Origin of the sequence: Mucilaginibacter sp. Bleaf8, assembly GCF_018390515.1 — a bacterium.
Classification (GTDB): domain Bacteria; phylum Bacteroidota; class Bacteroidia; order Sphingobacteriales; family Sphingobacteriaceae; genus Mucilaginibacter.
In genome coordinates this window covers 1,952,636-1,975,351 of sequence record NZ_JAHBBK010000001.1, presented here as the reverse complement: position 1 = coordinate 1,975,351, position 22,716 = coordinate 1,952,636, and the positions used below count along the sequence as shown (strand labels likewise).

General features: G+C 42.7%; 20 protein-coding genes. 12 read left to right on the top strand and 8 right to left on the bottom strand.

What is annotated here, in order from left to right:
- Window positions 1–8: 8 nt before the first annotated feature.
- Together egtD and KHS38_RS08600 are read left to right on the top strand one after the other, a co-directional pair.
- Window positions 9–1,001, top strand: a complete 993-nt coding sequence (gene egtD, locus KHS38_RS08605; protein WP_249665307.1) for an L-histidine N(alpha)-methyltransferase — start codon at window positions 9–11, stop codon at window positions 999–1,001.
- Window positions 1,002–1,117: 116 nt separating this feature from the next.
- A complete protein-coding gene (locus KHS38_RS08600; RefSeq protein ID WP_213488085.1) occupies window positions 1,118–1,930 on the top strand; it encodes an SDR family oxidoreductase in 813 nt (270 codons plus the stop codon).
- A gap of 57 nt (window positions 1,931–1,987) precedes the next feature.
- On the opposite strand, the gene KHS38_RS08595 is transcribed toward KHS38_RS08600, so the two are convergent.
- Window positions 1,988–2,440: a hypothetical protein gene (locus KHS38_RS08595; RefSeq protein WP_213488084.1), complete on the bottom strand. Its 453-nt coding sequence runs from the start codon at window positions 2,438–2,440 to the stop codon at window positions 1,988–1,990.
- Between the two features lie 156 nt (window positions 2,441–2,596).
- Between KHS38_RS08595 and KHS38_RS08590 the strand changes: the two genes are divergently transcribed.
- Together KHS38_RS08590 and KHS38_RS08585 are read left to right on the top strand one after the other, a co-directional pair.
- Window positions 2,597–3,517, top strand: coding sequence for a DnaJ C-terminal domain-containing protein (locus KHS38_RS08590; RefSeq protein WP_213488083.1), 921 nt, complete (start codon window positions 2,597–2,599; stop codon window positions 3,515–3,517).
- Window positions 3,518–3,521: 4 nt separating this feature from the next.
- Window positions 3,522–3,815 (top strand): chaperone modulator CbpM, encoded by a 294-nt coding sequence (locus KHS38_RS08585; protein ID WP_213488082.1) that lies wholly within the window; start codon window positions 3,522–3,524, stop codon window positions 3,813–3,815.
- Window positions 3,816–3,862: 47 nt separating this feature from the next.
- Here KHS38_RS08585 and KHS38_RS08580 read toward each other — a convergent pair whose 3' ends face one another.
- Together KHS38_RS08580 and KHS38_RS08575 are read right to left on the bottom strand one after the other, a co-directional pair.
- Complete coding sequence (locus KHS38_RS08580) at window positions 3,863–4,363, bottom strand: PqqD family protein (RefSeq protein WP_213488081.1); 501 nt, start codon at window positions 4,361–4,363, stop codon at window positions 3,863–3,865.
- A 93-nt stretch (window positions 4,364–4,456) separates the two neighbouring features.
- Entirely contained in the window at window positions 4,457–4,768 is a 312-nt protein-coding gene (locus tag KHS38_RS08575; protein WP_213488080.1) for a hypothetical protein, read from the bottom strand.
- Between the two features lie 119 nt (window positions 4,769–4,887).
- On the opposite strand from KHS38_RS08575, the gene KHS38_RS08570 reads away from it, so the two are divergent.
- Window positions 4,888–5,052, top strand: coding sequence for a hypothetical protein (locus tag KHS38_RS08570; protein ID WP_213488079.1), 165 nt, complete (start codon window positions 4,888–4,890; stop codon window positions 5,050–5,052).
- A 245-nt stretch (window positions 5,053–5,297) separates the two neighbouring features.
- On the opposite strand, the gene KHS38_RS08565 is transcribed toward KHS38_RS08570, so the two are convergent.
- On the bottom strand, window positions 5,298–5,720 hold the full coding sequence (locus tag KHS38_RS08565) for a thioredoxin family protein (protein WP_213488078.1): 423 nt from the start codon (window positions 5,718–5,720) through the stop codon (window positions 5,298–5,300).
- A 97-nt stretch (window positions 5,721–5,817) separates the two neighbouring features.
- Entirely contained in the window at window positions 5,818–7,833 is a 2,016-nt protein-coding gene (locus tag KHS38_RS08560) for a DUF6600 domain-containing protein (RefSeq protein WP_213488077.1), read from the bottom strand.
- 177 nt (window positions 7,834–8,010) lie between these two features.
- Here KHS38_RS08560 and KHS38_RS08555 point away from each other — a divergent pair, with 177 nt between their 5' ends.
- Together KHS38_RS08555 and KHS38_RS08550 are read left to right on the top strand one after the other, a co-directional pair.
- Entirely contained in the window at window positions 8,011–8,973 is a 963-nt protein-coding gene (locus tag KHS38_RS08555; RefSeq protein ID WP_213488076.1) for an isopenicillin N synthase family dioxygenase, read from the top strand.
- 158 nt (window positions 8,974–9,131) lie between these two features.
- The gene (locus tag KHS38_RS08550; RefSeq protein ID WP_213488075.1) at window positions 9,132–9,776 is read left to right on the top strand and encodes a hypothetical protein; all 645 of its coding nucleotides are present in this window, start codon (window positions 9,132–9,134) and stop codon (window positions 9,774–9,776) included.
- Between the two features lie 99 nt (window positions 9,777–9,875).
- Here the strand turns inward: KHS38_RS08550 and KHS38_RS08545 are convergent, their stop codons facing one another.
- Both KHS38_RS08545 and tilS read right to left on the bottom strand, forming a co-directional pair.
- Entirely contained in the window at window positions 9,876–10,364 is a 489-nt protein-coding gene (locus KHS38_RS08545; RefSeq protein WP_213488074.1) for a hypothetical protein, read from the bottom strand.
- Window positions 10,361–11,692 (bottom strand): tRNA lysidine(34) synthetase TilS, encoded by a 1,332-nt coding sequence (gene tilS / locus KHS38_RS08540; RefSeq protein ID WP_213488073.1) that lies wholly within the window; start codon window positions 11,690–11,692, stop codon window positions 10,361–10,363. Before tilS ends, KHS38_RS08545 begins: the two co-directional genes overlap by 4 nt.
- 51 nt (window positions 11,693–11,743) lie before the next feature.
- Between tilS and KHS38_RS08535 the strand changes: the two genes are divergently transcribed.
- The 5 genes from KHS38_RS08535 (at window position 11,744) to KHS38_RS08515 (ending at window position 21,750) form a co-directional block, all read left to right on the top strand.
- Entirely contained in the window at window positions 11,744–13,987 is a 2,244-nt protein-coding gene (locus tag KHS38_RS08535) for an OstA-like protein (RefSeq protein ID WP_213488072.1), read from the top strand.
- 85 nt (window positions 13,988–14,072) lie between these two features.
- Window positions 14,073–15,731: an alkaline phosphatase PafA gene (gene pafA / locus KHS38_RS08530; RefSeq protein WP_213488071.1), complete on the top strand. Its 1,659-nt coding sequence runs from the start codon at window positions 14,073–14,075 to the stop codon at window positions 15,729–15,731.
- 163 nt (window positions 15,732–15,894) lie between these two features.
- Window positions 15,895–16,464 (top strand): thiamine pyrophosphokinase, encoded by a 570-nt coding sequence (locus KHS38_RS08525; RefSeq protein ID WP_213488070.1) that lies wholly within the window; start codon window positions 15,895–15,897, stop codon window positions 16,462–16,464.
- Window positions 16,465–16,987: 523 nt separating this feature from the next.
- Window positions 16,988–20,263, top strand: a complete 3,276-nt coding sequence (locus tag KHS38_RS08520) for a SusC/RagA family TonB-linked outer membrane protein (RefSeq protein WP_213488069.1) — start codon at window positions 16,988–16,990, stop codon at window positions 20,261–20,263.
- An 11-nt stretch (window positions 20,264–20,274) separates the two neighbouring features.
- Entirely contained in the window at window positions 20,275–21,750 is a 1,476-nt protein-coding gene (locus tag KHS38_RS08515) for a RagB/SusD family nutrient uptake outer membrane protein (RefSeq protein WP_213488068.1), read from the top strand.
- Between the two features lie 60 nt (window positions 21,751–21,810).
- On the opposite strand, the gene KHS38_RS08510 is transcribed toward KHS38_RS08515, so the two are convergent.
- Window positions 21,811–22,710 (bottom strand): S66 peptidase family protein, encoded by a 900-nt coding sequence (locus tag KHS38_RS08510; RefSeq protein ID WP_213488067.1) that lies wholly within the window; start codon window positions 22,708–22,710, stop codon window positions 21,811–21,813.
- Window positions 22,711–22,716: the final 6 nt, after the last annotated feature.

Genomic DNA, 22,716 nt, shown 5'->3' with positions numbered 1-22,716 from the left:
CGCTACTTATGAAAAATACCGACAACACCCCAACCGAAACGGCTATTATGGAACCCGATTATACCCAGCAGTTTTGTGATGATGTGATAGCTGGCTTAACAGCTACGCCCAAATACCTGCAAGCTAAATATTTTTATGACGCAGCAGGTGATGAACTGTTTCAGAAAATAATGGGCAGCCCCGAATATTATCCAACCAATTGCGAGCTGGAAATATTCACCCAGCAAACCACATCCCTTGCCGAGGCTATAATTGCCGATGGCTCACCGTTTGACCTGATTGAACTGGGCGCAGGCGATGCCATGAAATCAACTCACCTGTTGCGTTGTTTGCTGCAAAAACAGGCTGCATTTACTTATGTGCCTATTGATATATCGGGCCATGTGATTGGATACTTAAACGATACATTGCCTGATGCTTTACCCGGACTAAAATTGACCGGCCTAACGGGCGAATATTTTGATATGCTGAAGCAGGCCGAAAAGTTATCCCGCAGGCGCAAAGTGGTGATGTTTTTAGGTTCCAATATTGGTAACATGCCGGTTGCCGATGCCGAAGATTTTTGCCAGGAGCTTCGCCAGCATTTGTCGGCCGGTGATAGTGTATTGATAGGTGTTGATTTGAAAAAGAACCCGAAAGCCATATTGGCTGCCTATAATGATGCACAGGGTTTTACACGGGATTTTAATCTGAATCTGCTTACACGCATCAATCGTGAGTTGGAAGCTAACTTTGACCTGGGCCAGTTTGAGCATTACCCAACTTACGATCCTGAAACCGGTTCATGCAAAAGCTATCTGATCAGTTTAACCGATCAGGAAGTGCATTTGTGCGATACTACCATCAGTTTCCAAAAAGATGAATACATCTACATGGAAATCTCACAAAAATATACCGTTGAGCAAACCGACCAGATGGCCATACAGGCTGGCTTTGCACCAATAAATCACTTTATGGATAGTAAAGGTTGGTTTTTGGATGCAATATGGATGGTTGAATAATAGGATTGGTAGGAGCAAAGTACGCAAACGATGTCGTAAAATCGATTGCAATTAGCATGCCCGCGCTTCTGTAAACCTGCCGAACTTTTACTTGATTTGCAGAAACAGACCAATAGATGGAAAACTTCTCACTAAAAGATAAAGTCATTATTGTAACGGGCGGCACAGGTATACTGGGCGATGCATTTATAAAAGGCATTGCCGCTGCCGGTAGCATAGTAGGTGTATTGGGCCGAAATGAAAAGGTAGCACAGGAGCGTGCCGATGCCGTGAATGCCAATGGTGGCAAAGCCATTGCCCTGATAGCTGATGTAATGCAGGAAGCCGACCTTATAGCCGCCCGCGACAAGGTTTTAAATACCTACGGCCGCATTGATGGCCTGGTAAATGGAGCCGGCGGTAATATGCCTGGTGGTGTTATTCAGCCCGATCAGGATATTTTTACCATGAATATGGATGGTATGCGCCAGGTGATGGACTTAAACCTTTGGGGAACGCTGATACCAACACAAGTATTTGGACAGGTAATGGCAAAAGGTGGCAAGGGAAGCATTGTCAATATATCATCAATGGCGGCACAACAGGCTATTACCAAAGTGCTGGGTTACAGCATGGCCAAGGCTGCTATTGATAACTATACCAAATGGTTTGCTACCGAGGCGGCCAACCGTTACGGCGATGCCATTCGCATGAACGCCATTGCTCCCGGCTTTTTTCTCACCGAGCAAAACCGCACCCTGCTTACGCAGCCCGATGGTAATTATACTGAGCGCGGAAACCTGGTGGTAAAAAACACACCATTTAAACGCTTTGGTAAAGCCGAAGAATTGATTGGGGCCTTGATTTGGCTGCTTAGCGATGCTTCTGCCTTTGTAACAGGTACTGTAGTTGCGGTAGATGGTGGTTTCTCCATCTTCAGCGGCGTTTAATAACAGTAGCTGTATAAATTAAAAAGCCGTTAGTAAATCACTAACGGCTTTTTAATTTTATTTCGAGTGATCAATAAACAATAAGTAAGCCCATGTAATGATAAATATAATGGGTATGGCAATGGGTGATATCCGCTGAAAACTGCGGTCGAACTTATTACCGTTCAGCATGGGGTAGTAGCCTTCGTGCGAACTGCCGTCGGTTGCCTTTTTATAATTGAGGCGTAGCTTGCGCATGTAAAACAGGCCCGCCATCACGTCAATCAAACTAAAAACTGCAACCAGCAAAGCGGCTATCGGAAAGATAATGCCCAGCATTTTTTGTTTGTTAAACAGTTCGGGGGTGGGGGCCTTGGCTGTTACCAGCATGGCATACACGTTAAAAAAGAATGATTGCCCGATGGATAACCAAATCACCCGCTGGTTAACGGCATTGTCATGATGTTCAATTTGTGCCCGGCTTACCCGGTATATCTCGGTGAGCTTCTGCTCTTCGCTTTCTTCTGCCATGTGTTCGTTTAATCTGTAACTAACTTTTAAACAAGAGCTTTAACTATTAGTTTGTAACAAAAGGTATTTCTTAATAATTACAAACTGTTTCACAACCATACGGTAATTAATGATGTTAATCATATAATAAACGGCTCTATATACGCAGATTAGCATATGGCTTTTGTTGATTACTATAAAATATTGGAGGTTGATAAAAACGCAACCGAAAAGGATATTAAAAATGCTTACCGCAAACTGGCGCGTAAGTATCATCCCGACTTAAATCCAAACGACCCGGAAGCCAACCGCAAGTTTCAGGAGATAAATGAGGCTAATGAAGTACTTACCGATCCCGAAAAGCGTAAAAAGTACGATCAGTACGGTGAAAACTGGCAGCATGCCGACGCCTACGAGCAAGCCAGACAGCAGCAACAGCAAAGCCGTACTTACAGTGGCTATTCGGGCAGCGAGCCTGGTAGTGGCGGCTTTAACTTTGAATCGTTCGGTAATGAGGGTGGAGATTTTTCAGATTTCTTCCAGTCGATGTTTGGCGGTGCCGGCGGCGGAGGTGGCCGCAGGCAGGCCCGTTACCGCGGGCAAGATTACAATGCCGAGTTACAGCTTACCCTGCAAGAAGCAGCCACAACCCACAAGCAAACGCTTACGGTTAATGGCAAAAGTATTCGCATCACCATACCTGCCGGTGTTGAAAACGGACAAACCATTAAAATTTCAGGTCATGGCGCACCCGGTGCAAACGGTGGCCCTAATGGCGATCTGTATATTACTTTCTTAATTGCTGACGATCTGCGCTTTAAGCGAAATGGCAGCGATTTAATAGCAACTACTAAAATTGACCTTTACACAGCTGTTTTAGGTGGCGAAATTACTGTTGATACCTTAACTGGCCAGGTTAAGCTAAAAGTGAAGCCCGAAACACAAAATAATACCAAAGTAAAACTGAAGGGTAAGGGTTTTCCGGTATATAAGAAGGATGGCGAATTTGGCGACCTGTACCTCACTTTTGATGTGCAGCTGCCAACTAACTTAACCGAGCAACAAAAAGATTTATTTAAACAATTAGCTAATTCCTGATAACATGATGCAAACAGAAAACTTAACCGAAGCGCAGGTATTTTGCGGCTATCACCAGGTTGAATATGCCTTTGTTCAGGATCTGGCTAATGCCGGTTTGGTAGAAATTACCATCGTTAACCAAACTCACTATATTTCGCAGAACCAACTGCCTGATTTAGAGCGTATGATAAGGCTGCATCAAGATCTGAACATTAATGTAGCCGGTATTGAGGCTATAACCCATCTGTTGCGGCGGCTACAACGTACCCAGCAAGAGGTACAGGCACTAAGAAATAAGCTCCGGATTTACGAGTAACAATAGCTGTAAGGCCAGTTAGCAGTAAAGATTAATGATCTGTTGGTTTAAACAACCAGAGAATACTGCTCCTTGCGTCCTGATTTTTCGGCTTTGATTAATCCTTGCTCTTTTAAGTCGGTTAGTGTTCCCGCTATTTGCCTGCTTATCTTTTTAGCGTCCGATTTTGGTTCGTACTGCGCCATAGCATTGGCTATATCCTCAACAAAGCCCGAGCCGCCTATTTCATTAAGTGCAAAAGCTATTTTTGCTTCCGGCGATAAGTTATCGGTGTATTTGGCCGGTATCTCTAATGTGCTGGCCGTTTGGGCTTCAGGTGCCGCTTGTTCGGCTGCCTTGCCTTTACGTGCTACCGGCTTGGTTTGCTTAACCGGTAGTGGGTCAATAGCCTCATCTACCGCTTCCAGTTTGGCTTTGCGCACGCGCGGCGTAGAGCCGTCGCTCACAAAAGCGCTCAATAAATTTTCCAGCCGTTTGGCTTCCTTTTGGTGGAATTTGATTTTCTCTTCTAAGTGATCTATAATATCCTGTTCGGTAACGTTTGCCATAACATTGTATGATTAAGACATTGTTTTATTCTTAATCATACAATTGGGCGTTAAAAAATGTTTAAACAGGGTATATTGCAGCTGCAAAGCGGTTTACATGGCTACGCTTTCATCAAGGCGAGGGTCTTCAGGTAGTATTTCCATATCAGGGCAATCAATATATTCGGCATACCACTGTATGGCGCCAATCACATCCAAAGCATCGTCTGGAGTTATGTTGATAGTTTCAAACGCATAAAGTTTTTTACCCGCATAGCCATAGAGCTGAATTTCGTTGGAATTGGGTATAAAGGTCTCTTCGCTTACGCAAAATACCTTTACTTTCAGAGTAGTGTCACGCGAGTGTATTACATCACGGCAAGCGTCATTCGGATCGGTAGCTAATAAATACACATTGTGGTCCATAAAACTAAAACGTTGTGTGTTGCAGATGGTTTAATATTGGTAAAAATATTTGTTTGATACTTTAGCTAAAGTACGAAACAGGTAAAAACAATAAGCTGCTACCTGCTGTTTTTGTTTGTATGAAATGTGCAGGAAGAATAATAATTACCGGACTTGTTGTATTGCTGTTAAATGCTTGTGGCGAAAATCCACATAACACGTTTGGCGGCCCTACCGAAGCCAAAGATACCGCAGCTTCCCAACGCGATACATCCTCTATCGGTACCCGTACTGAAAGGGAATAATTTTACTTCCCCGGTTTCAAAACGTGGAAATAATTCGCCGTATTTTCCACAAATCGCAGAAAATTTTTCTACAAGTTTATTTCGGCACGGCTTAAAAAGCAATTATTTTAAGCTGTAGGGCCGTTTTTAACTATTGGTACAACATTTGTCTATATATTATTGCCCTACTCAAAGGGCTGTTTTTCATAGGTAGATGTAGGGTCGGAATTACTGCGAGAGTGTTTTCCGACCTTTTTTTATTTTACCTATTTCTGCAAAGCATCTTCGCCAAACCTGATTAGGTCTTTTGCACCTATATAACCTACCGTTCCTGATACAAAGTTTCCTTTAGCGTCAAATACCAGCAAAGTGGGGTACGCCTGCATGCGCCATTGCCTGGCCAGTTGGGGGCCTTGTCCTTTTTCCATGTCAATGGCTACATTAACAAAGTTGCGGTTAAAAAACTCGGCCGCTTTGTTGTTTTTAAAAGTGGTTGCTTTAAGCATTTTGCACGGGCCGCACCAGGTAGCATAGGCATCTACAAAAATATATTTGTTTTGTGCCGCTGCTTGCTTAAGGGCCGTCGTCCAGGAGTCTTCAATAAAATTAATTTGTTTGTTGTTGGTTTGCGCTTTTACTGTAATAAAAAGGCATAGGGCTAAAGCCAGCGTGCATATATGCTTTATCATAAAAAATAATTGTTTTTAGTGCTTATATAAAAATAGCACCTTATACGAAGGTGCTATTGTAAATGATATGTTGCTGTGCAAAGGCAACGCTATAAGTTTATGGGCGCTGCGCGCGTTGAGGACGTTGCTGTTGCTGCTGATCCTGTTGGCGCTGTTGGCGTTGCTGTTCCATCTGCTGCCGTTGCTGATCTCTTTGCTGGCGCTGTTGTTCCATTTGTTGCTGGCGTTGTTGATCCTGTTGCTGTCTTTGCTGCTCCATCTGCTGGCGGCGTTGTTGTTCTTGTTGCTGGCGTTGCATGTCCTGTTGCTGTCTTTGCTGCTCTTGCTGTTGCCGCTGTTGTTCCTGCTGCATTTGCTGGCGGCGTTGCTGCTCCTGCTGCTGACGTTGCTGGTCTTGTTGTGCACGCTGTTGCTCTTGCTGTTGCCGCTGCTGTTCCATTTGTTGCTGGCGCTGCTGCATCATTTGCTGGCGTTGCTGCTCTTGCTGTTGGCGTTGTTGGTCGGCCTGTTGCTGACGTTGTTGCATCATTTGCTGCCGCTGTTGTTCTTGCTGTTGTGAACGTTGCTGCTCTTGCCTTTGCTGATCGGCTTGCTGGCGTTGCTGTTGCTGAACCTGTTGTTGTTGCCTCTGTTGCTCCATCTGCTGGCGGTGCTGTTGCATTTGCTCGGCCCATTGCTGGCGTTGCTGATCGGTTGGCTGCTGGCCGCCCGGCTGTTGCCGTTGTGCCCAGCCACCCATGCCGGATGGTCGCTGTGGTCTTGATTGATCGTTAACAGGCTGATTACTTTGCGGCTGCTGAGGTTGTCTGCCGGGCTGTTGTTCATTTCGTTGCGGCCAGTTTTGCTCCTGACGACGGTTTTGTTCCTGTTGTTGACGCCATTGATCAGCACGTTGCCTGCGTTGTTCGTCGGTTGGCTGCTGTGTGTTGTTAGGATTGTTATTGTTGTCGGGGATGCGGATAGCAGGATCCTGCTGACGCCAGCCTGGCCTGCGGCCCGGGGTATTATTATTATTATTATTCCTGTCGGGGCGGTCGGGCTGGTTGTTGTCCGCGTTGCCTCGTTGCGGCCAGTTGTTATTATTTGAATTGCTATTGTTATTTGGAACAGGCTGGTTACCGCGCTGCGGACGGTTATTGCCATTATTATTCCATCTGTTGTTGTCGCGGCTGCGGTCGTTCCCGTTGTTTACCCGTACAAAATTACCGTTGTTGCTATCGTTGTTCCGGTAAATCTGGGCCAGACGATTGGCATTGTCACGGTTGTACCGGCCAAAGTTGTTACGGTCGCCAATCCTCAAGCCCGGATTAGCCTGACGGTAAGCCATACCGTTTACAATCCTGCTTGGGCGGGCATTGTTGCTGCGAATAATTGCCGGACGGTAAATGTTTACCTGGTTGTTATAAATGCGGGTACCACCTGGTCTGCCGCTGTTATTAATACGGTAAACAGGTACCCGGTTACGGGTAAAGCGTTCAATATCAACTACGCGTGGCCCACTGTAATAACGGCGGTTATTGTTCACGTATACGTTGTTGATGATGGTAGTGCGGTGTATAAAGTTAACCACCCGCGGTGTTGGTACATAATAATTATAGATCTGCGGACTGGTAATGTAGGCTTGTGGGGCAAACACCCAGTAAAAGTCGGGCGCGTTATACCCGCCGCCAAATGAGGCGTTAATGCTTATACCTGGTTCAAGCGGCGCCCAGCCGTAGTAGCCATCACCTTCTCGCCAGTTTACCCAGGCTGGTCCCCATTCATAATCGGGTATCCATTCCCATCCATAGTAATCATCAAAGCGCCAGCGGCCGTAATGGAAAGGCGCCCAGCCCCAATCATAGTCAGATACCCAGGTATTGCCATAATCGGTTACTACCCAATGCCCATTGGTGGCGTAAGGTTTAAAGTCTTCATCTACATCGGGTACCCATACGCTGCCGTATTGCGGGTCATCAACCCATACACCGTAGGGTTCCAGGGCATCGTAAAACTCCTGGAAAGTTACCGGTCCGCCATCGTCATAATCCTGAGCGGCGGCTTTGTGCTGTACGGCCAGCAGCATCAGTAATGCCAGGCTGTATAGTTTAAGTATATTGAATATAGGTTTCATTATTATTGGTTATATATTATTCAGACTTGCGCCAAGCAAAATCGTTTAATATCAGTTAATTGTTTTATCGCAGATTTGTTATTTAGAACGGTGTATCAGAAAAGAAATTTTCTGCATCTCTGCCATGATGTATCCTGAATTAAATAATTTTACCCAATTTTATAAAAAGCATTTTTTATGAGTACTGTAAATATTCCACGGCTCGATTTAAATACCTATGTAAATGGTGATGCCGAAAGCCGTAAAAAGTTTTCGGACGATATTGGTAAGGCCTTCAATGAAACGGGCTTTGTAACCATCACCAACCATGGTTTAAGCAAGGAGTTGATTGATAAGTTGTATGAGCAGGTAAAAGCCTTGTTTGCCCTGCCCGAGGATGTAAAACTCAAATACGAAAAGCCTGAACTGGCGGGTCAGCGTGGCTATACCAGCAAGGGTAAAGAAACTGCAAAAGGGTTTAAGGTGCCCGATTTGAAAGAGTTTTGGCAAATTGGCCAAACCGTAACCGACAATGACCCGGTTAAAGATCAGTATCCCGAAAACGTATATGTTGATGAACTGCCTGAATTTAATACCGTAACCCGCGAAATTTATCAAAAGCTGGAAGCTGCCGGTAAATTATTATTGGAAGCGATTGCTGTTTACCTGAACCTGCCTCAAAACTATTTTGATGATAAGGTTCACAATGGTAATTCTATTTTGCGCACCCTGCATTATTTCCCTATCCAGGATCCGGATTCAGTTCCGGCTGATGCGGTACGTGCCGGTGCACATGAGGACATCAATCTGATTACCTTACTAATTGGTGCCAGCGCCGATGGTTTGGAAGTATTAACCCGCGAAAACGAGTGGTTCCCTATCAAAGCACATGGCGAAGATGTGGTGGTAAACGTTGGTGATATGCTGCAGCGTTTAACCAACAACAAACTGAAATCAACTACACACCGTGTGGTAAACCCGCCGCGTGAGCTGATGAAAGAGTCGCGTTTCTCGGTACCTTTCTTCCTGCACCCAAAATCAGCTATGGATCTGACCAGTTTGGAATCATGCATTGATGAGCAGCATCCAAAATTGTACAGCGACATGACTGCCGGCGAGTATCTGGATGAGCGCCTGCGCGAGATAGGTTTGAAGAAATAAGCTTATGATTAACTTATAATAAGTAGTAGTATTTCTCATAAAGAAAACGGGCTGTATTGAATATAGAATACAGCCCGTTTTCTTTATAATACAGGTATTATTACACCATCGCATAATATCAAAGAGTAAGAAAATGTTATTTTTGCAAAAAAAATAATATGAAGAAAACCTTACTTATTATCACAATTTGTTTTATTGCGCTAAGTGCTTCTGCACAGTTTGAAACTACCAAGCAGATCTTTGAAAGCCCTAAACTTGTTGAAGCTATTAAAAAGCATAAGCTTGTAGCTATTTTGCCTTTTACCGCACGGATTACTTATAAAAGGCCACCTAAAAATTTTGATGCTGCCGCTAACAAAGACCAGGAATTGCAATTAGGAAAGGCAGTACAATCCGGAATGTTTACCTACCTGTTGCGTAAAGCAGATAATTACAGTGTTAGTTTCCAGGATGTGGAAAAAACGAATGTGCTTCTGAAAAAAAATAAAATTATGGATAGTTTAGATGTACATACCAAAGATGAAATTGCCAAAGCATTAGGTGTTGATGCGGTAATATTTGGTAATTATGAACAACAAAGTACCAAAACAGAGGCTGGCGCAATTGTAACCGCAGCATTATTCGGAGGCTTAGGCGGAAAAACCGGTGAGGGTGGCATTACTATCCAGATTGCAGACGGCGCAGACGGGGAGCTATTATGGCGTTATACCAAAAGAATGAATGAAAGTTTAATGTCTTCCACAGATGATATAATGGAAAGACAAATGAGAAAGTTAGCCAGGAACTTTCCATATACTAAATAATTGTTTTAATAAAAAAGCCGCTTTGTAAATAAAGCGGCTTTTTTATTACCAGTATTTATGCCGGTTCCATATAACGGTTTAGTATATCAAGAACAAGATTTAGCTGTTCATTTCACTTTCTATAGCCCGCATCAGCTCCTCCATGCGTTGCGAGCCAATGATGTATACCAGGCCGTCGCGATCAGTAAGGTGAACGGCGCAGTTACCTGCAGTAAAAAACCGGATGGTGCCCTTGCGGTGCAGGTTGTATACCGGATTGTTAAAAAAGTAGCGGCTGTAGTCGCCTTTTTCAACTTTAACAATGCTGTTCAAGTCAATTTTTACCAGGCGGGTTGTCCATAAGCCATCTAGTAAAATGCTTTTATTCATTACCCGCGTTCTGAAATGCAGCAAGAAGCCCATTATGATGGAAATAATAATGATACCGAAACCTGCTACAGCCAGCAAATCTGCGTTGCGATCAATCTCATAATCTGTGAAAAAATAGAGCGCAAAGCAAATCATGGCCAGTACAAGCCTGATGGTTACCGGAATCCATTCGCGGCCTAAATATTGTTTCTCGGTAAACACCGGTTTAGTAGCTGTCATGATTTTAATAGTTCGAATATAGCAACTTTTTTAGTTTGCGGCGTTACCTTGTAACGGTTATCAAGCCGGTAGCCGCCCACCCATATCACATCGCCGTTGCCGTTTACCAACAACGGAACCTGCGATTTGTGTAGTAAGGGGATTTTTTGATTAACGAAAAAGTCGCTCAATTTCTTGCGGTGCGGCATGCCCAGAGGGATAAAATAATCGCCTTGTTGCCATGTACGCAAAGTAAGCGGGTAAGTGAGCAGGCCGGCATCAACCATTGCCACCATTGGGTCAGGCTTTAGCACAGTATCAATACTGGTGCTGATGCGTAAGGTGTAATTATGAAAAATTACTTCTTGGGTGCTTTCGCTTAAAGATACAGCTGCGACTTGGGGAGGTGTTTTTGGAGCCAGTATTAATGATTCCCTGTCCAGCAGTAAACTATAGTGCAGTGATTCAAAACGCCGTCCGGCATGTTTGGAAAGGGCGCTGATCACATCATCAACTGTTGTTTCATTAAAGCCATAGGCTTTAAGCAAGCCATGCAGCAGCAAATGTTGTGGGTGCAGTTGCTTTACCTCGTTAATTGCAATATGAATTTCGTTGCCAATTGGTAAGAGTAGCTTATTGCGTAGGGTAACTAACTGTGCATTCAGCAATACTTCCAACTCCTTGAAATGATTCAGATTGCGTTGAAAAGTAGCTTCCAGATTAGGGTTAAGTTCACGCAGCTTCGGAACTACGTCATGCCGTATTTTATTGCGGGCATACTTGGTAGAGGCGTTTGAGCTGTCCTCAACGTAAGGTAATGCATTCTGTGCGATCATATCTGCTACCTCTTGCCGTGTTAAAAACAGGAGGGGCCTTACCAGGTTGCCGTTTTTAGGCATAATACCATGCAAACCGGCAATACCGGTGCCACGGGTAAGATTCAGCAATATAGTTTCAATTGTATCGTTTTGGTGATGAGCCAGCGTAATGGCATCATACTGATGTAGTTGCCTTGTCTGTTCAAACCATTGGTAGCGCAATTCGCGCGCAGCCATCTGGATAGATATGCGATGTTCGCGGGCATAAGCGCCAGTATCAAAGTTAACAGTATAAAACGGCACCTGCATGGTTTCGGCCAGTTGCCGGCAAAACTGCTGGTCGGCATCGGCTTCGCTTCCCCGTAACTGAAAATTACAGTGGGCTAAACCAAAGGTATATCCGGCCGCTCTAAGCAAGTGGACCATTAATACCGAATCCATACCGCCGCTAACGGCGGCCAGTATGCGGCTTTGCTGGTCAAGCAATTGGTGTTGTTGTATAAAACTGTTAAAGCGATCAACCGGCAGCATGGCCAAAATTATTTAATTTAATAACCGCAACCAAAAAACTAATTTTGCAGCGTGAGGAAATGTCTCGTATTCTGTATTTTGTTGTTAAACGTACTGACCGTTTTTGGCCAGAAAAAGAGCCAGCTTGAAATATTAAGCTCAAAAGGTAGTCAGGGTTTTACACGTAATGGTGTTAATATAATTAAAATATATAAAGGTGTTTTTAAGCATGAAAACACCGTGCTTACCTGTGACAGTGGTTACTTGTACAAAGCACAAAATACGTGCGATGCTTTTGGGCATGTAACCATCAACCAAGGCGATACCTTAAATGTATACGCTGATAAGTTAAATTATAATGGCAATACACACCTTGCCATACTTACAGACAATGTACGTATGGTGGATAAAGATGCGACCTTGTCAACCAATTATCTTACCTATAATACGGCAACCCGTATAGGTACGTATACCGGCGGTGGTAAGCTTATTAATAAAACCAATACGCTGGTAAGTCAAAACGGATATTACTTTGCCAACTCCCGCGATTCCTATTTTCGTTACAATGTAGTGCTTACTACTAACGATGCTGTTATTAAAACAGATACATTGCGGTATAACTCCGGCTCGCGCATAGCTTTCTTTTATGGCCCAACGCGCATTTTGGGTAAAACGGATAAAGACACGCTGTATACGGAAAACGGTAATTATAACACAATTACAGAGCAGGCATTTTTCGGAAAGAAGAACTTGTATACCCAAGGCACCAAATCGCTTAAAGGTGATAGCTTGTTTTATGACCGCCTGAAAGGTTATGGTCGCGCTGTAAAGAATATCACTTTTAACGATGAAGAACAGAAAATTACCCTGAAAGGTGATTTGGGTACCTATTATAAGAGTGAGGAGCGGGCCGTTGTTACCCAAAATGCCTACGTAATAATAGTAACCGAAAACCGCGACACGACTAAAAAAGATACTGCTGAAGCTACGCCGGCTCCAAAAGCGAAGAAAGAAAAGAAGGTGACGATTAAAAATGCACCACCTAATACTGTGCCCTTAAAAAAGGTGCCTGATAATGCTGATAAGCCCATTATGGCTGCTACGGATAGCGCTAAAGTTAATGTACCTGCAGAAAAGCCGCAAAAAGTAAAGCGCGACTCGATATTTATTGCCGCCGATACACTGGAAACCCAGATACTGGTATATAAAAAACTAAAAGAACTGCAGGAGCGCATGCGTACCGCACATATTAAGGATACAGCTGCCATTGCCCGGGCTGCCGAACTTAAAAAGGTACCGATGTCAACCTCAAAGCATCTGATTATGGCACCTTTTGCAGGTATACCTAAAGATACCAGCTTTTTGCGGCGCAACTTTTTTGGTGCGCCTAAACCTAAGCCGGTTGATACAACCCAAAAAGCTAAAGCTGCCTTAGCGGCTAAAAAGCCGGCTGTAAAAGCACCGCCTAAAAACTTAAAGCCCGATTCAGTTTACATGACGCGCAAGTTTGAATTGAGCGATACTTCACGGATACGTATACTGAGTGCATATCATCATGTTAAAATTTTCAAGTCAGATTTGCAGGCCAAGTCCGATTCGATGTTTTACAGCTACAGTGATTCGACTATGCGTTGCTATGTGGAGCCCATGTTCTGGACACAGAACTCGCAGCTATCGGGAGATACTATTTACTTGCAGCTAAAAAATAAAAAGCTCGACAATATGGATATATTCCCGTCGGCACTGATTGTGAATATTGATAAAGCCGACTCGGTGAACTTTAACCAGGTAGCTGGTAAAAAGATGCGCGGCTTTTTTGTGGATAGTAAATTGCAGCGCATGTTTGTGGACGGCAATGCCGAAACTATATATTATGACCGGGACAGTATACAGATCAATCACCTGACGAGATCTGTAAGTAGCCGCATACGCGTAAACTTTAGGGATAATAAGGCCATTAACGTAACCAAGTATACCAAGGTAGAAGATCACGTAATACCAATACCCAAAGTGAAGGATGAGGATAAGTTGCTCAAAAACTTTAAGTGGAAGCCAAAAGAGCGGCCGGCATCTAAAGAGGAGGTTATTCATCCTAAGCCGCAAAAGCCTGTGGTGAAAAAAGCTACCCCTAAAGGTAAGTTGCCGGTTGTTAAACCTCCAGCCCAAACAAAGGGTAAGCCTGCACTTAAAGATTCAACAGCAACAAAAGCCCCGGCAGTAAAGGATTCTATTGCAGTAAAACCAGCTGCTAAAGATTCGGTAAAAGCAAAACCCGTGCAAGATACCACGGCCCTAAAACCTAAAAAGCAGCAGTAATGCTGCTTTTTAGGTTTTAGATAACAAAAAAATCACATAACCTCTGATTTACATTGCTGATATTTGGCACTTTAAAATCAGTAGAATGAAATTAAGGAATTGGATTTCGATAGGTATAGCTATCGTACCTTTATTGTCATCAGCACAAAAAGTAAAAACAACAACAGTAGCAAGCAGCACTGCTTTGCCCCGGCCTAAATTGGTGGTGGGTATTGTGGTAGATCAAATGCGGTGGGATTATCTGTACCGTTATTATGATCGCTACCAAACGGGCGGCTTTAAGCGTATGCTTAACGAGGGCTTTACCTGCGAAAACACCAATATTGATTACATTCCAACCGTAACCGCAGCCGGGCACACCTGTATTTATACCGGTTCGGTACCGGCTATACATGGTATTGCAGGGAATGATTTTATTGTGCAGGCTACCGGCAAAAGTATGTACTGTGCCGAAGATACTACCGTAAGGGCTGTAGGTAGCACATCGAAGGCTGGCCAGATGTCGCCACGCAATATGCTGGTAAGCACAGTTACTGATGAGTTGCGTTTGGCAACCAACTTCCGTTCAAAAGTGATCGGTATTGCATTGAAAGACCGCGGCGGAATTTTGCCTGCCGGGCACACAGCTAATGCTGCCTACTGGTACGATGATGCCAACAGCAGCTGGATATCCAGTACCTATTATATGACGGATTTGCCTGCCTGGGTAAAAAGAGTGAATGATCAGAAGCTGGCCGAAAAATACTTGAAGCAGGATTGGAACACCTTGTACCCGATTAATACCTACCTGCAAAGCGAGGCGGATAATAACCGCCATGAAGGTAAATTCAGAGGAGCAGATGCGCCAACTATGCCGGTTAAAACTTCAGAATATTATAAAGGTAATCCGAGTCTTATCCGTTCAACACCGTATGGTAATACCATGACGCTGGATATGGCTAAAGCAGCCTTAGATAACGAACAACTGGGAAAAAACACCGTAACCGATTTTTTGGCGGTCAGTTTATCATCTACCGATTATGTTGGTCACCAGTTTGGTCCTAACTCTATTGAGGTTGAGGATACCTACTTGCGCCTGGATCGTGATCTGGCCGAATTTTTTAATTACTTGGATGCTAAAGTTGGTAAAGGTGCATATACCGTATTTTTATCAGCCGATCATGGTGCTGCACACAACCCGGCCTTTTTGCAGGATCATAATATACCGGCCGGCGTATGGAGCGCAGGTAACACCCAGCGCGACCTGAATAAAATGCTGGAAGATAAATACAATGTAAAGTCGCTGGTGATTAGCATGGATAACTACCAGGTTAATTTTGATAATACAGCCATTAAAAACAAAGGATTGAATGAAGAGGCTCTCAAGTACGATTGTATTAAATGGCTTCAAACGCAACCCACTATAGCTTACGCTGTGGATATGCAAAAAGTACAGGCGGCCAATATTCCGGATGCCTTACGTACCCGTATTATTAATGGATACAACCCGGAGCATAGCGGCGTTATACAAATCATCCTGAAACCGGGATGGTTTTCAGGCGGCTTAACTGGAACTACTCACGGTACCTGGAATCCTTATGATGCGCATATTCCGCTGGTGTTTATGGGCTGGGGCGTTAAACACGGTAGTTTGGATCGTGAAACACACATGACGGATATATCAGCCACCATTGCTGCGCTGTTGCATATACAAGCACCCAATGGCTGTATAGGGCAACCTATTACGGAGGTTCTGAAAAAGTAAAGTTTTAATCAAGAATAAAAGGCCGAAGCAGTAATGCTTCGGCCTTTTTTGCATTTGTATATCCTTGTAGTTGTAAGTAAGTTGTTGCTTGTTTATACATTTGCCATATACAACTGCGTTAATAGTGCAGTTGTATGATTGTTATAAATTAGATCAAAACCTTATGTCGTCACATCACGTAGTTCGTGAAAAGCAGGAACCTGCATTGTTGGTACTTAGTCTGGAACACATCACCGACGATGAGTTGGGGCAGTTGCTGGAATGGAGCCCAACGGTAATTGCGCCGCCTGCTATTGCCGAGCAGCTTGATGTTTATGATATTAAAATTGATTATGTAATTGCCGACGAAGGCATGGTAATATCACAATCGGATGTTAGGGTGATAGTGAATGACGGTTGGCCATTGCTTCAAACCGGGTTGCATTTCTTAATTTCACAAGGATACCCGGCAGTAAATATTATTGCCGATGAATTTGATTTGAACACTTATCAGACTTACGCCGGGCAAATAGACTTTGTCGTATTCTTTGACCAGAAGAAAATATACCCCATTGCATCAGGCTTCAGTAAATGGAAGCCGGCCAATGAGATAATAGAAATTGTTGGTCCCGAAGTAGAAATGCTGGAAGAGGGCTTGGCACCGTTAACCCATAACCAATACAAAACCACACGCGATGGGTTTTTCAAAATTCAGTTTAGCGAACCCTGCTTGTTTATAGCCGAGGCTTATTAAGAGTAATCTATTACTTGTATAAGTTTTTGTTAAACGGACTGACAGCAAGAATTTCTAAAAAATTATTATAGTGAAAAAAAGTGAAAAATTATTTTGCTTTTTTTTCACTTGTCCGTATATTTCAAATCTCTACTATTAAAATTGAATAACAGCTTTCTGCCGCTTACTAAAGTAAGTTGCAGGATATTGGCGCGGAATGTGATGGTTTTGAAACTAAGTCTTTGCTAAAAGATATGTTTTAGTTCAGTTTTCTTCTATATCTAACTTTTAGCGTACTTTCTTCATGAAATGAAAGTATTTATGCGGTTGTCTTTCCTTTTTTTACTCCTTAAAAGGTGAATTGATACCTTTTTGCCTGAAATAATAATTATTTTAACAAAATCCTATTGGAGTTGAGACTTTTTCATTTTTAAGCGTTATTTATTAGATAAAAACGAAGAAAATGTAAGTTTTATTGGATTTGTTTTTGGTTATTTCGATTGTAACCTATAAATTGTGGCACTTATTAATTAAACTATAACGCATGAAGAAAATTTTACTCAATTTCTTATGGGTTTTGATGTTGCTGGGTTCCCAAGCCTATGCACAAAGCCAAACAGTAACCGGTAGAATTACCGGAAAAGATGACGGACAGCCGCTCGCAGGTGTTAGCGTAACCATTAAAGGGGCAAGAACAGGTACGCAAACTAATGCTGATGGTAAGTACTCTATAACAGTACCTTCAGGTAACGCAACTATTGTATTCTCATTCATTGGCTTTATTACCTCAGAGCAGGTTGCCAAGCCGGTAATTAACCTAGTTCTTATTCCTGCTCAGAATCAATTAAATGAAGTTGTTGTGGTTCCTTATGGTACAGCAAAACGTGAAACCTTTGTTGGTTCTGCAGCCTCAATCAGCGCTAAAGACTTGCAAAATCGCCAAGTAGCCAACCCGCTAAACGCTTTGGCTGGTGCTGCACCTGGTATTCAAGTAAATACTTCAAGTGGGCAGCCTGGTGCTTCGCCTACTATTCGTATCCGTGGTTTTGGTTCTGTAAATGCCTCAAATGATCCATTAATTATTGTGGATGGTGTGCAATATGAAGGTTCTATATCTAATATTAATTCTGAGGATATAGAAAATATGTCGGTATTGAAAGATGCATCTTCGACATCGCTGTATGGTGCTAAGGCAGCAAATGGCGTAATTATCATCACTACCAAAAAAGGTAAAAAAGGTATAGGACAACTATCGGTTAAAGCGACTACAGGTGTTAGTCGCCGTGGTGTTCCTGAGTATGATCGCGTTAATGCTTATCAGTACTATCCATTAGAGTGGCAAGCATATCGTAACAGCATCTTTTACGCAGCTAATTCAGGATTAAACCTTGAACAAGCAAGTATGTTAGCTTCTGGCTTAGGTACGCGTAATACTAATAACCTGCAAGTTTTGAATGGCAAGACTTACTTAGATATCTCTCAAACGCTGGGTTCTTTAGTTTCGGGCGGTGTGTACAAACAAAGCAACAATCCGTTCAACGTATCAGGTACACAAATCGTAGATGTAAACGGTAACATTAATCCGAACGCACAATTGAGATATAATGATTTGGATTGGTATAAACCATTAGAGCGTACTGCAGCACGTCAAGACTATAGCTTGTCATATAGCGGAGCAACTGATAAAACCGACTATTATGCTTCATTGGGTTATACTAATGAAAAAGGCTACCTGCTGAAGACAGATTTCTCTCGTTTAAACGCTCGTTTGAATATTAATACACAAGCCACTAAATGGTTTAGAACAGGTTTGAACTTCACCGGTACTTCTACTCAATCTAACCAGTCTCCTGCCACTGATGGCGGTACCTCTTATGTAAATCCGATCTTTTTTGCACGTAACATTGGTCCGATATATAACGTTTATGCACATGACCCAGCAACAGGAGCGTCTTTATACAATGCTGACGGTTCTCCGGTTTATGACTTAGGTGGATTAACAGCTTTAGGTGTGCCCTCTCGTGCGAGTGGTGCCAGTCCTGGTCGTCATATTTTGCAGGAAACATTATTAAATGATAACTTATTTAAACGTAATCTATTCAGTGTACGTACCTACGGCGAGGTTTCATTCCTTAAGCATTTTAAATTTACTACAAACCTAAGTGCTGATTACAGCTCTAACTATGGTTCATCATTTGATAACCCTATAGTTGGTGATGGTGCTCCGGCTGGCCGTTCAACAAGAACTACCACCTTAACAACAACATACAACCTGAATCAGATATTAAATTATAGCCAAACATTCAACAAACATAATTTTGATGTATTGGTTGGCCATGAGAATTACTCACGTTTATATGATGTATTAAGCGGTAGCCGTAATACTTTAGTAGTTGGCGGTAATACTGAACTGGTTAACTATACCACAACTAGTAATTTAACATCTTATAAAGACAGAGATCGTTCCGAAGGTTACTTTTCAAGGGTAAATTATGATTATGATCAAAAATACCTGTTCTCTGCTTCTATCCGTCGTGATGCTACATCAAGGTTTGCTGAAAATGTGCGTTGGGGAACTTTTGGTTCAGTGGGTTTAGGCTGGAGAGTTGACCGTGAAGATTTTCTGAAATCATACACCTGGATTGATTTATTAAAATTGCGCACAAGCTATGGTACTGTAGGTAACTATCAAACACTTTATTCTAACGGCTCTCAAGCGTACTATTTGTATCAGGCTCTATATGACATCAATAACAATGCTTATGAGTCAGGCTTCTCTCAGCAAACTACTGCAGGTAATCCAAATCTACAGTGGGAGGTTAACAAGCAACTTGATTTAGCTGTAGAATTTGGTTTCTTCAAAAACCGTATTACCGGTAGTGTTGAATACTATGACCGTCGCTCATCAAACCTGCTATTCTCTGTACCACTTCCAGTATCAAATGGTGTAACAGCACAATGGCAAAATGTTGGTACTATGTATAATAGAGGTTTTGAGGTTAACTTGGGTGGCGATCCTGTCAGGACCAAAAACTTCACATGGAGTATTAACTTAAATGCCTCAACGTTAAAAAACAGGATCACCAAGATGCCGGATGCACAAAAAGAGATCGTTTCTGGTACTAGAAAGCTATCTGAAGGTCATTCTATTTATGATTTCTATACCCGCTCCTTCTCAGGCGTAGATCCATCTGATGGTTCTTCTTTATATATCCCTAATGATGGTTTAACTGGAAGCACTGTAAGAACTGTTAATGGTGTAAGCTATACTACATCTGCAAGTAATGCCAAACTGATGTATGTTGGTGAATCATCTGTTCCAAAAGTATTTGGTTCATTGAGCAACAGTTTCCGCTACAAAAACTTCGACTTCTCATTCTTAGTTAACTATTCATTAGGGGGCAAAATTTATGATTCTAACTATGCTTCTTTGATGAGTGTTAGTAGCTACGGGTCAGCATTGCATGTGGATGCGTTAAAGAGCTGGCAAAAAGCTGGTGATGTTACCGAATTTCCAAGACTTGATCAGGGCAATGCTGCTAACTTGTATGCAGCATCAAGTCGCTGGTTAACTAATGCATCTTATCTGTATTTCAGAAATGCATCAATGTCGTATAATTTACCAAACAAGCTGTTGTCAAAAATTAGTGTTAAAAATGCCCGCGTTTTTGTAAGCGGTGAAAACCTGTACCTGATCTCAGCAAGAAAAGGTTTTGATCCATCACAGGCTTATACCACAAATACTGCCGTGATAGGTAGTGTAACTAACGCTTTTGTGCCTTCACGCATTTTAAGTTTGGGATTAAACGTTACTTTATAATAGAGAATAAAATGAAGAAATATATATATAGTTTTTGTGCTGTTGCAATTGCTTCACTGGCATTGTCATCATGCAAGAAGGATTACTTAAATACTGCTCCTACCGATCAGTATAATAAAGATGTGGTATTTAGTACCACTGCTAATGCTTATGGTGTTCTTAATGGCATTTACCGGTTAATGTACTCACAGTATTCCAATCAGAATGAAGGTGGTGAAAGCTCCGTAATGATAGACGCTGATTTATTGGGTGAAGACTTGGTTTTTCCAACAACAGGTAACAACTGGTTTGTAGATTCCTATCAGTGGCTAATGCACCGTACTGTAAACTCGAGTCAGGATTACTTTGTATACCGTTACTATTATCGTTTGATAGGTAACACTAACCAGATATTGGAAAATATTGATGCTGCAACTGGTCCTGATGCTGACAAAAAGGCGATCAAAGGCGAAGCTTTGGCGATTCGTGCTTTTTGTCACTTTAAATTAGTTCAACTTTATGGAAAACGTTATGTTGCTGGTGGTAACAACACGCAGTTAGGTGTTCCTTTAGTAGCTACTACTTCTGTTGAGCCTCAACCACGTGCTACTGTTGAAGATGTTTACAAACAAATTAATGCCGATTTAGATGCTGCTATAACTAATTTAACAGGTGCATCTGCCAGAACTACTAAATCACACATTAATTTAAATGTAGCGCAAGGGCTTAAAGCAAGAGTGGCGTTAACTCAGCAGGATTATGCTACCGCCGCTGCTTATGCAGCATTGGCAAGAACTGGCTTATCATTAATGTCTAATGCTGATTACATGGCTGGCTTCAATAATTTGTCGAATACAGAGTGGATGTGGGGTATAACTCAGATCTCTGACCAAACCACCTATTTCTATTCTTTCTTCGCGTACATGTCGGTAAACTTCAACTCTACTAATATTCGTAGTAATCCTAAATGTATAAATTCAGCATTATACGAGAGAATCAGCGCTACTGATGTAAGAAAAAAACTATGGGATCCAACAGGTACTGATGCAACATTTCCTGTCCCTCCTAATGGATCAAGATTTCCATATATGAACAGAAAGTTTTTAGCTAACAGCGCAGCAAATAGCTATGGAGACTTAACCTTTATGCGTGCTGGAGAGATGTATTTGATTGAGGCTGAGTCTAATGCGCGCCAAGGTAAAGATGTGTTAGCACAAGATGCCTTGTATACATTAGCAAAAAATCGTGATGCAAGTTATGTGAAGTCAACAAATACAGGTGCTGCGTTAATTGATGAAATTATGACTCAGCGTCGTGTGGAGCTTTGGGGAGAAGGTTTCCGGTTCTTCGATTTAAAACGTTTAGACTTAGCATTAAATCGCAATGGAGCTAATCATGTAACAACAGTTGCCAAAGTGCTTGAAATTCCTAAAGGAGATCCACAGTGGGAATGGTTAATACCACAAAACGAAATAACTTCGAATCCTAAGATCGTTCAAAATCCGTAACTTGTATTAATGAAAAAAACCGGCTTAACAAAGCCGGTTTTTTTCATTAATACAGGTATCTTAAATACTTGAAATGACGGTTTGCTCATCATTGATCGTCAACCGGATATTTCCCCCAAACACCATCGCCCAATTATCCGCCACATGCCCCGCCGGGAAGTTAAAGCAAACCGGATAATCATACTCCTCAACTGCATTCCTGATAATTTCTTCCGCAGTTTGTCCGAACGGTATATCATTATCCTTTAAATCCGTAAAGCCGCCCACAATGAGGCCCGCCAGGTTTTTAAGTTTGCCGGCACGTTTCAGCATATACAGCATGCGGTCAATTGCGTACAGGTATTCGCCCACATCCTCAATAAATAGTATTTTACCGCTGTAATTATAATCGGATACCGAGCCAGCTATGGATACCAGTATGGCCAAGTTGCCGCCTATCAGGGGGCCTTGGGCTGTTCCCTGCCGGTTTAGTTGGTGAGACGTAATGGTATATTGCAATGGTTCGCCAAACAATGCTTGGCGCAGCGTTTCAACCGAAGTAGCGGTTGCGTCAGGGATATTGATGGGCATTTGCCCATGTATGGTGCAAAGCTGGTAATTGCTGTACAAGTGGGCGTGCAGCACGGTAATATCACTAAAGCCAACGAGCCATTTTGGGTGCGTGGCCAGTTGGCTAAAAGCTACCTGGTCAATAATTCGCACAGTGCCGTAACCGCCGCGGGCAGCAAAAATGGCCTTAATGCTGTCGTCATCCACAAAGCGTTGCAGGTCGGCGGCACGCAGGGTGTCATCACCGGCAAATTGGTGGTAGCCGGCTGTAACGGTTTCGCCCAATATCACTTCCAGCCCCCAGCTCTGCAGCAGGCGAACGGCATCGTCCATAGGTTTGGGTAACTTTTTGGCCGGACATACAATCGCCACGCGATCACCTTTTTGAAGATATGGGGGAGTTATGCTCATATTTGA

Coding starts and splice junctions, on each gene's coding strand:
- egtD (WP_249665307.1), top strand. CDS start 9: ATGAAAAATACCGACAACACCCCAACCGAAACGGCTATTATGGAACCC.
- KHS38_RS08600 (WP_213488085.1), top strand. CDS start 1,118: ATGGAAAACTTCTCACTAAAAGATAAAGTCATTATTGTAACGGGCGGC.
- KHS38_RS08595 (WP_213488084.1), bottom strand. CDS start 2,440: ATGGCAGAAGAAAGCGAAGAGCAGAAGCTCACCGAGATATACCGGGTA.
- KHS38_RS08590 (WP_213488083.1), top strand. CDS start 2,597: ATGGCTTTTGTTGATTACTATAAAATATTGGAGGTTGATAAAAACGCA.
- KHS38_RS08585 (WP_213488082.1), top strand. CDS start 3,522: ATGATGCAAACAGAAAACTTAACCGAAGCGCAGGTATTTTGCGGCTAT.
- KHS38_RS08580 (WP_213488081.1), bottom strand. CDS start 4,363: ATGGCAAACGTTACCGAACAGGATATTATAGATCACTTAGAAGAGAAA.
- KHS38_RS08575 (WP_213488080.1), bottom strand. CDS start 4,768: ATGGACCACAATGTGTATTTATTAGCTACCGATCCGAATGACGCTTGC.
- KHS38_RS08570 (WP_213488079.1), top strand. CDS start 4,888: ATGAAATGTGCAGGAAGAATAATAATTACCGGACTTGTTGTATTGCTG.
- KHS38_RS08565 (WP_213488078.1), bottom strand. CDS start 5,720: ATGATAAAGCATATATGCACGCTGGCTTTAGCCCTATGCCTTTTTATT.
- KHS38_RS08560 (WP_213488077.1), bottom strand. CDS start 7,833: ATGAAACCTATATTCAATATACTTAAACTATACAGCCTGGCATTACTG.
- KHS38_RS08555 (WP_213488076.1), top strand. CDS start 8,011: ATGAGTACTGTAAATATTCCACGGCTCGATTTAAATACCTATGTAAAT.
- KHS38_RS08550 (WP_213488075.1), top strand. CDS start 9,132: ATGAAGAAAACCTTACTTATTATCACAATTTGTTTTATTGCGCTAAGT.
- KHS38_RS08545 (WP_213488074.1), bottom strand. CDS start 10,364: ATGACAGCTACTAAACCGGTGTTTACCGAGAAACAATATTTAGGCCGC.
- tilS (WP_213488073.1), bottom strand. CDS start 11,692: ATGCTGCCGGTTGATCGCTTTAACAGTTTTATACAACAACACCAATTG.
- pafA (WP_213488071.1), top strand. CDS start 14,073: ATGAAATTAAGGAATTGGATTTCGATAGGTATAGCTATCGTACCTTTA.
- KHS38_RS08525 (WP_213488070.1), top strand. CDS start 15,895: ATGTCGTCACATCACGTAGTTCGTGAAAAGCAGGAACCTGCATTGTTG.
- KHS38_RS08520 (WP_213488069.1), top strand. CDS start 16,988: ATGAAGAAAATTTTACTCAATTTCTTATGGGTTTTGATGTTGCTGGGT.
- KHS38_RS08515 (WP_213488068.1), top strand. CDS start 20,275: ATGAAGAAATATATATATAGTTTTTGTGCTGTTGCAATTGCTTCACTG.
- KHS38_RS08510 (WP_213488067.1), bottom strand. CDS start 22,710: ATGAGCATAACTCCCCCATATCTTCAAAAAGGTGATCGCGTGGCGATT.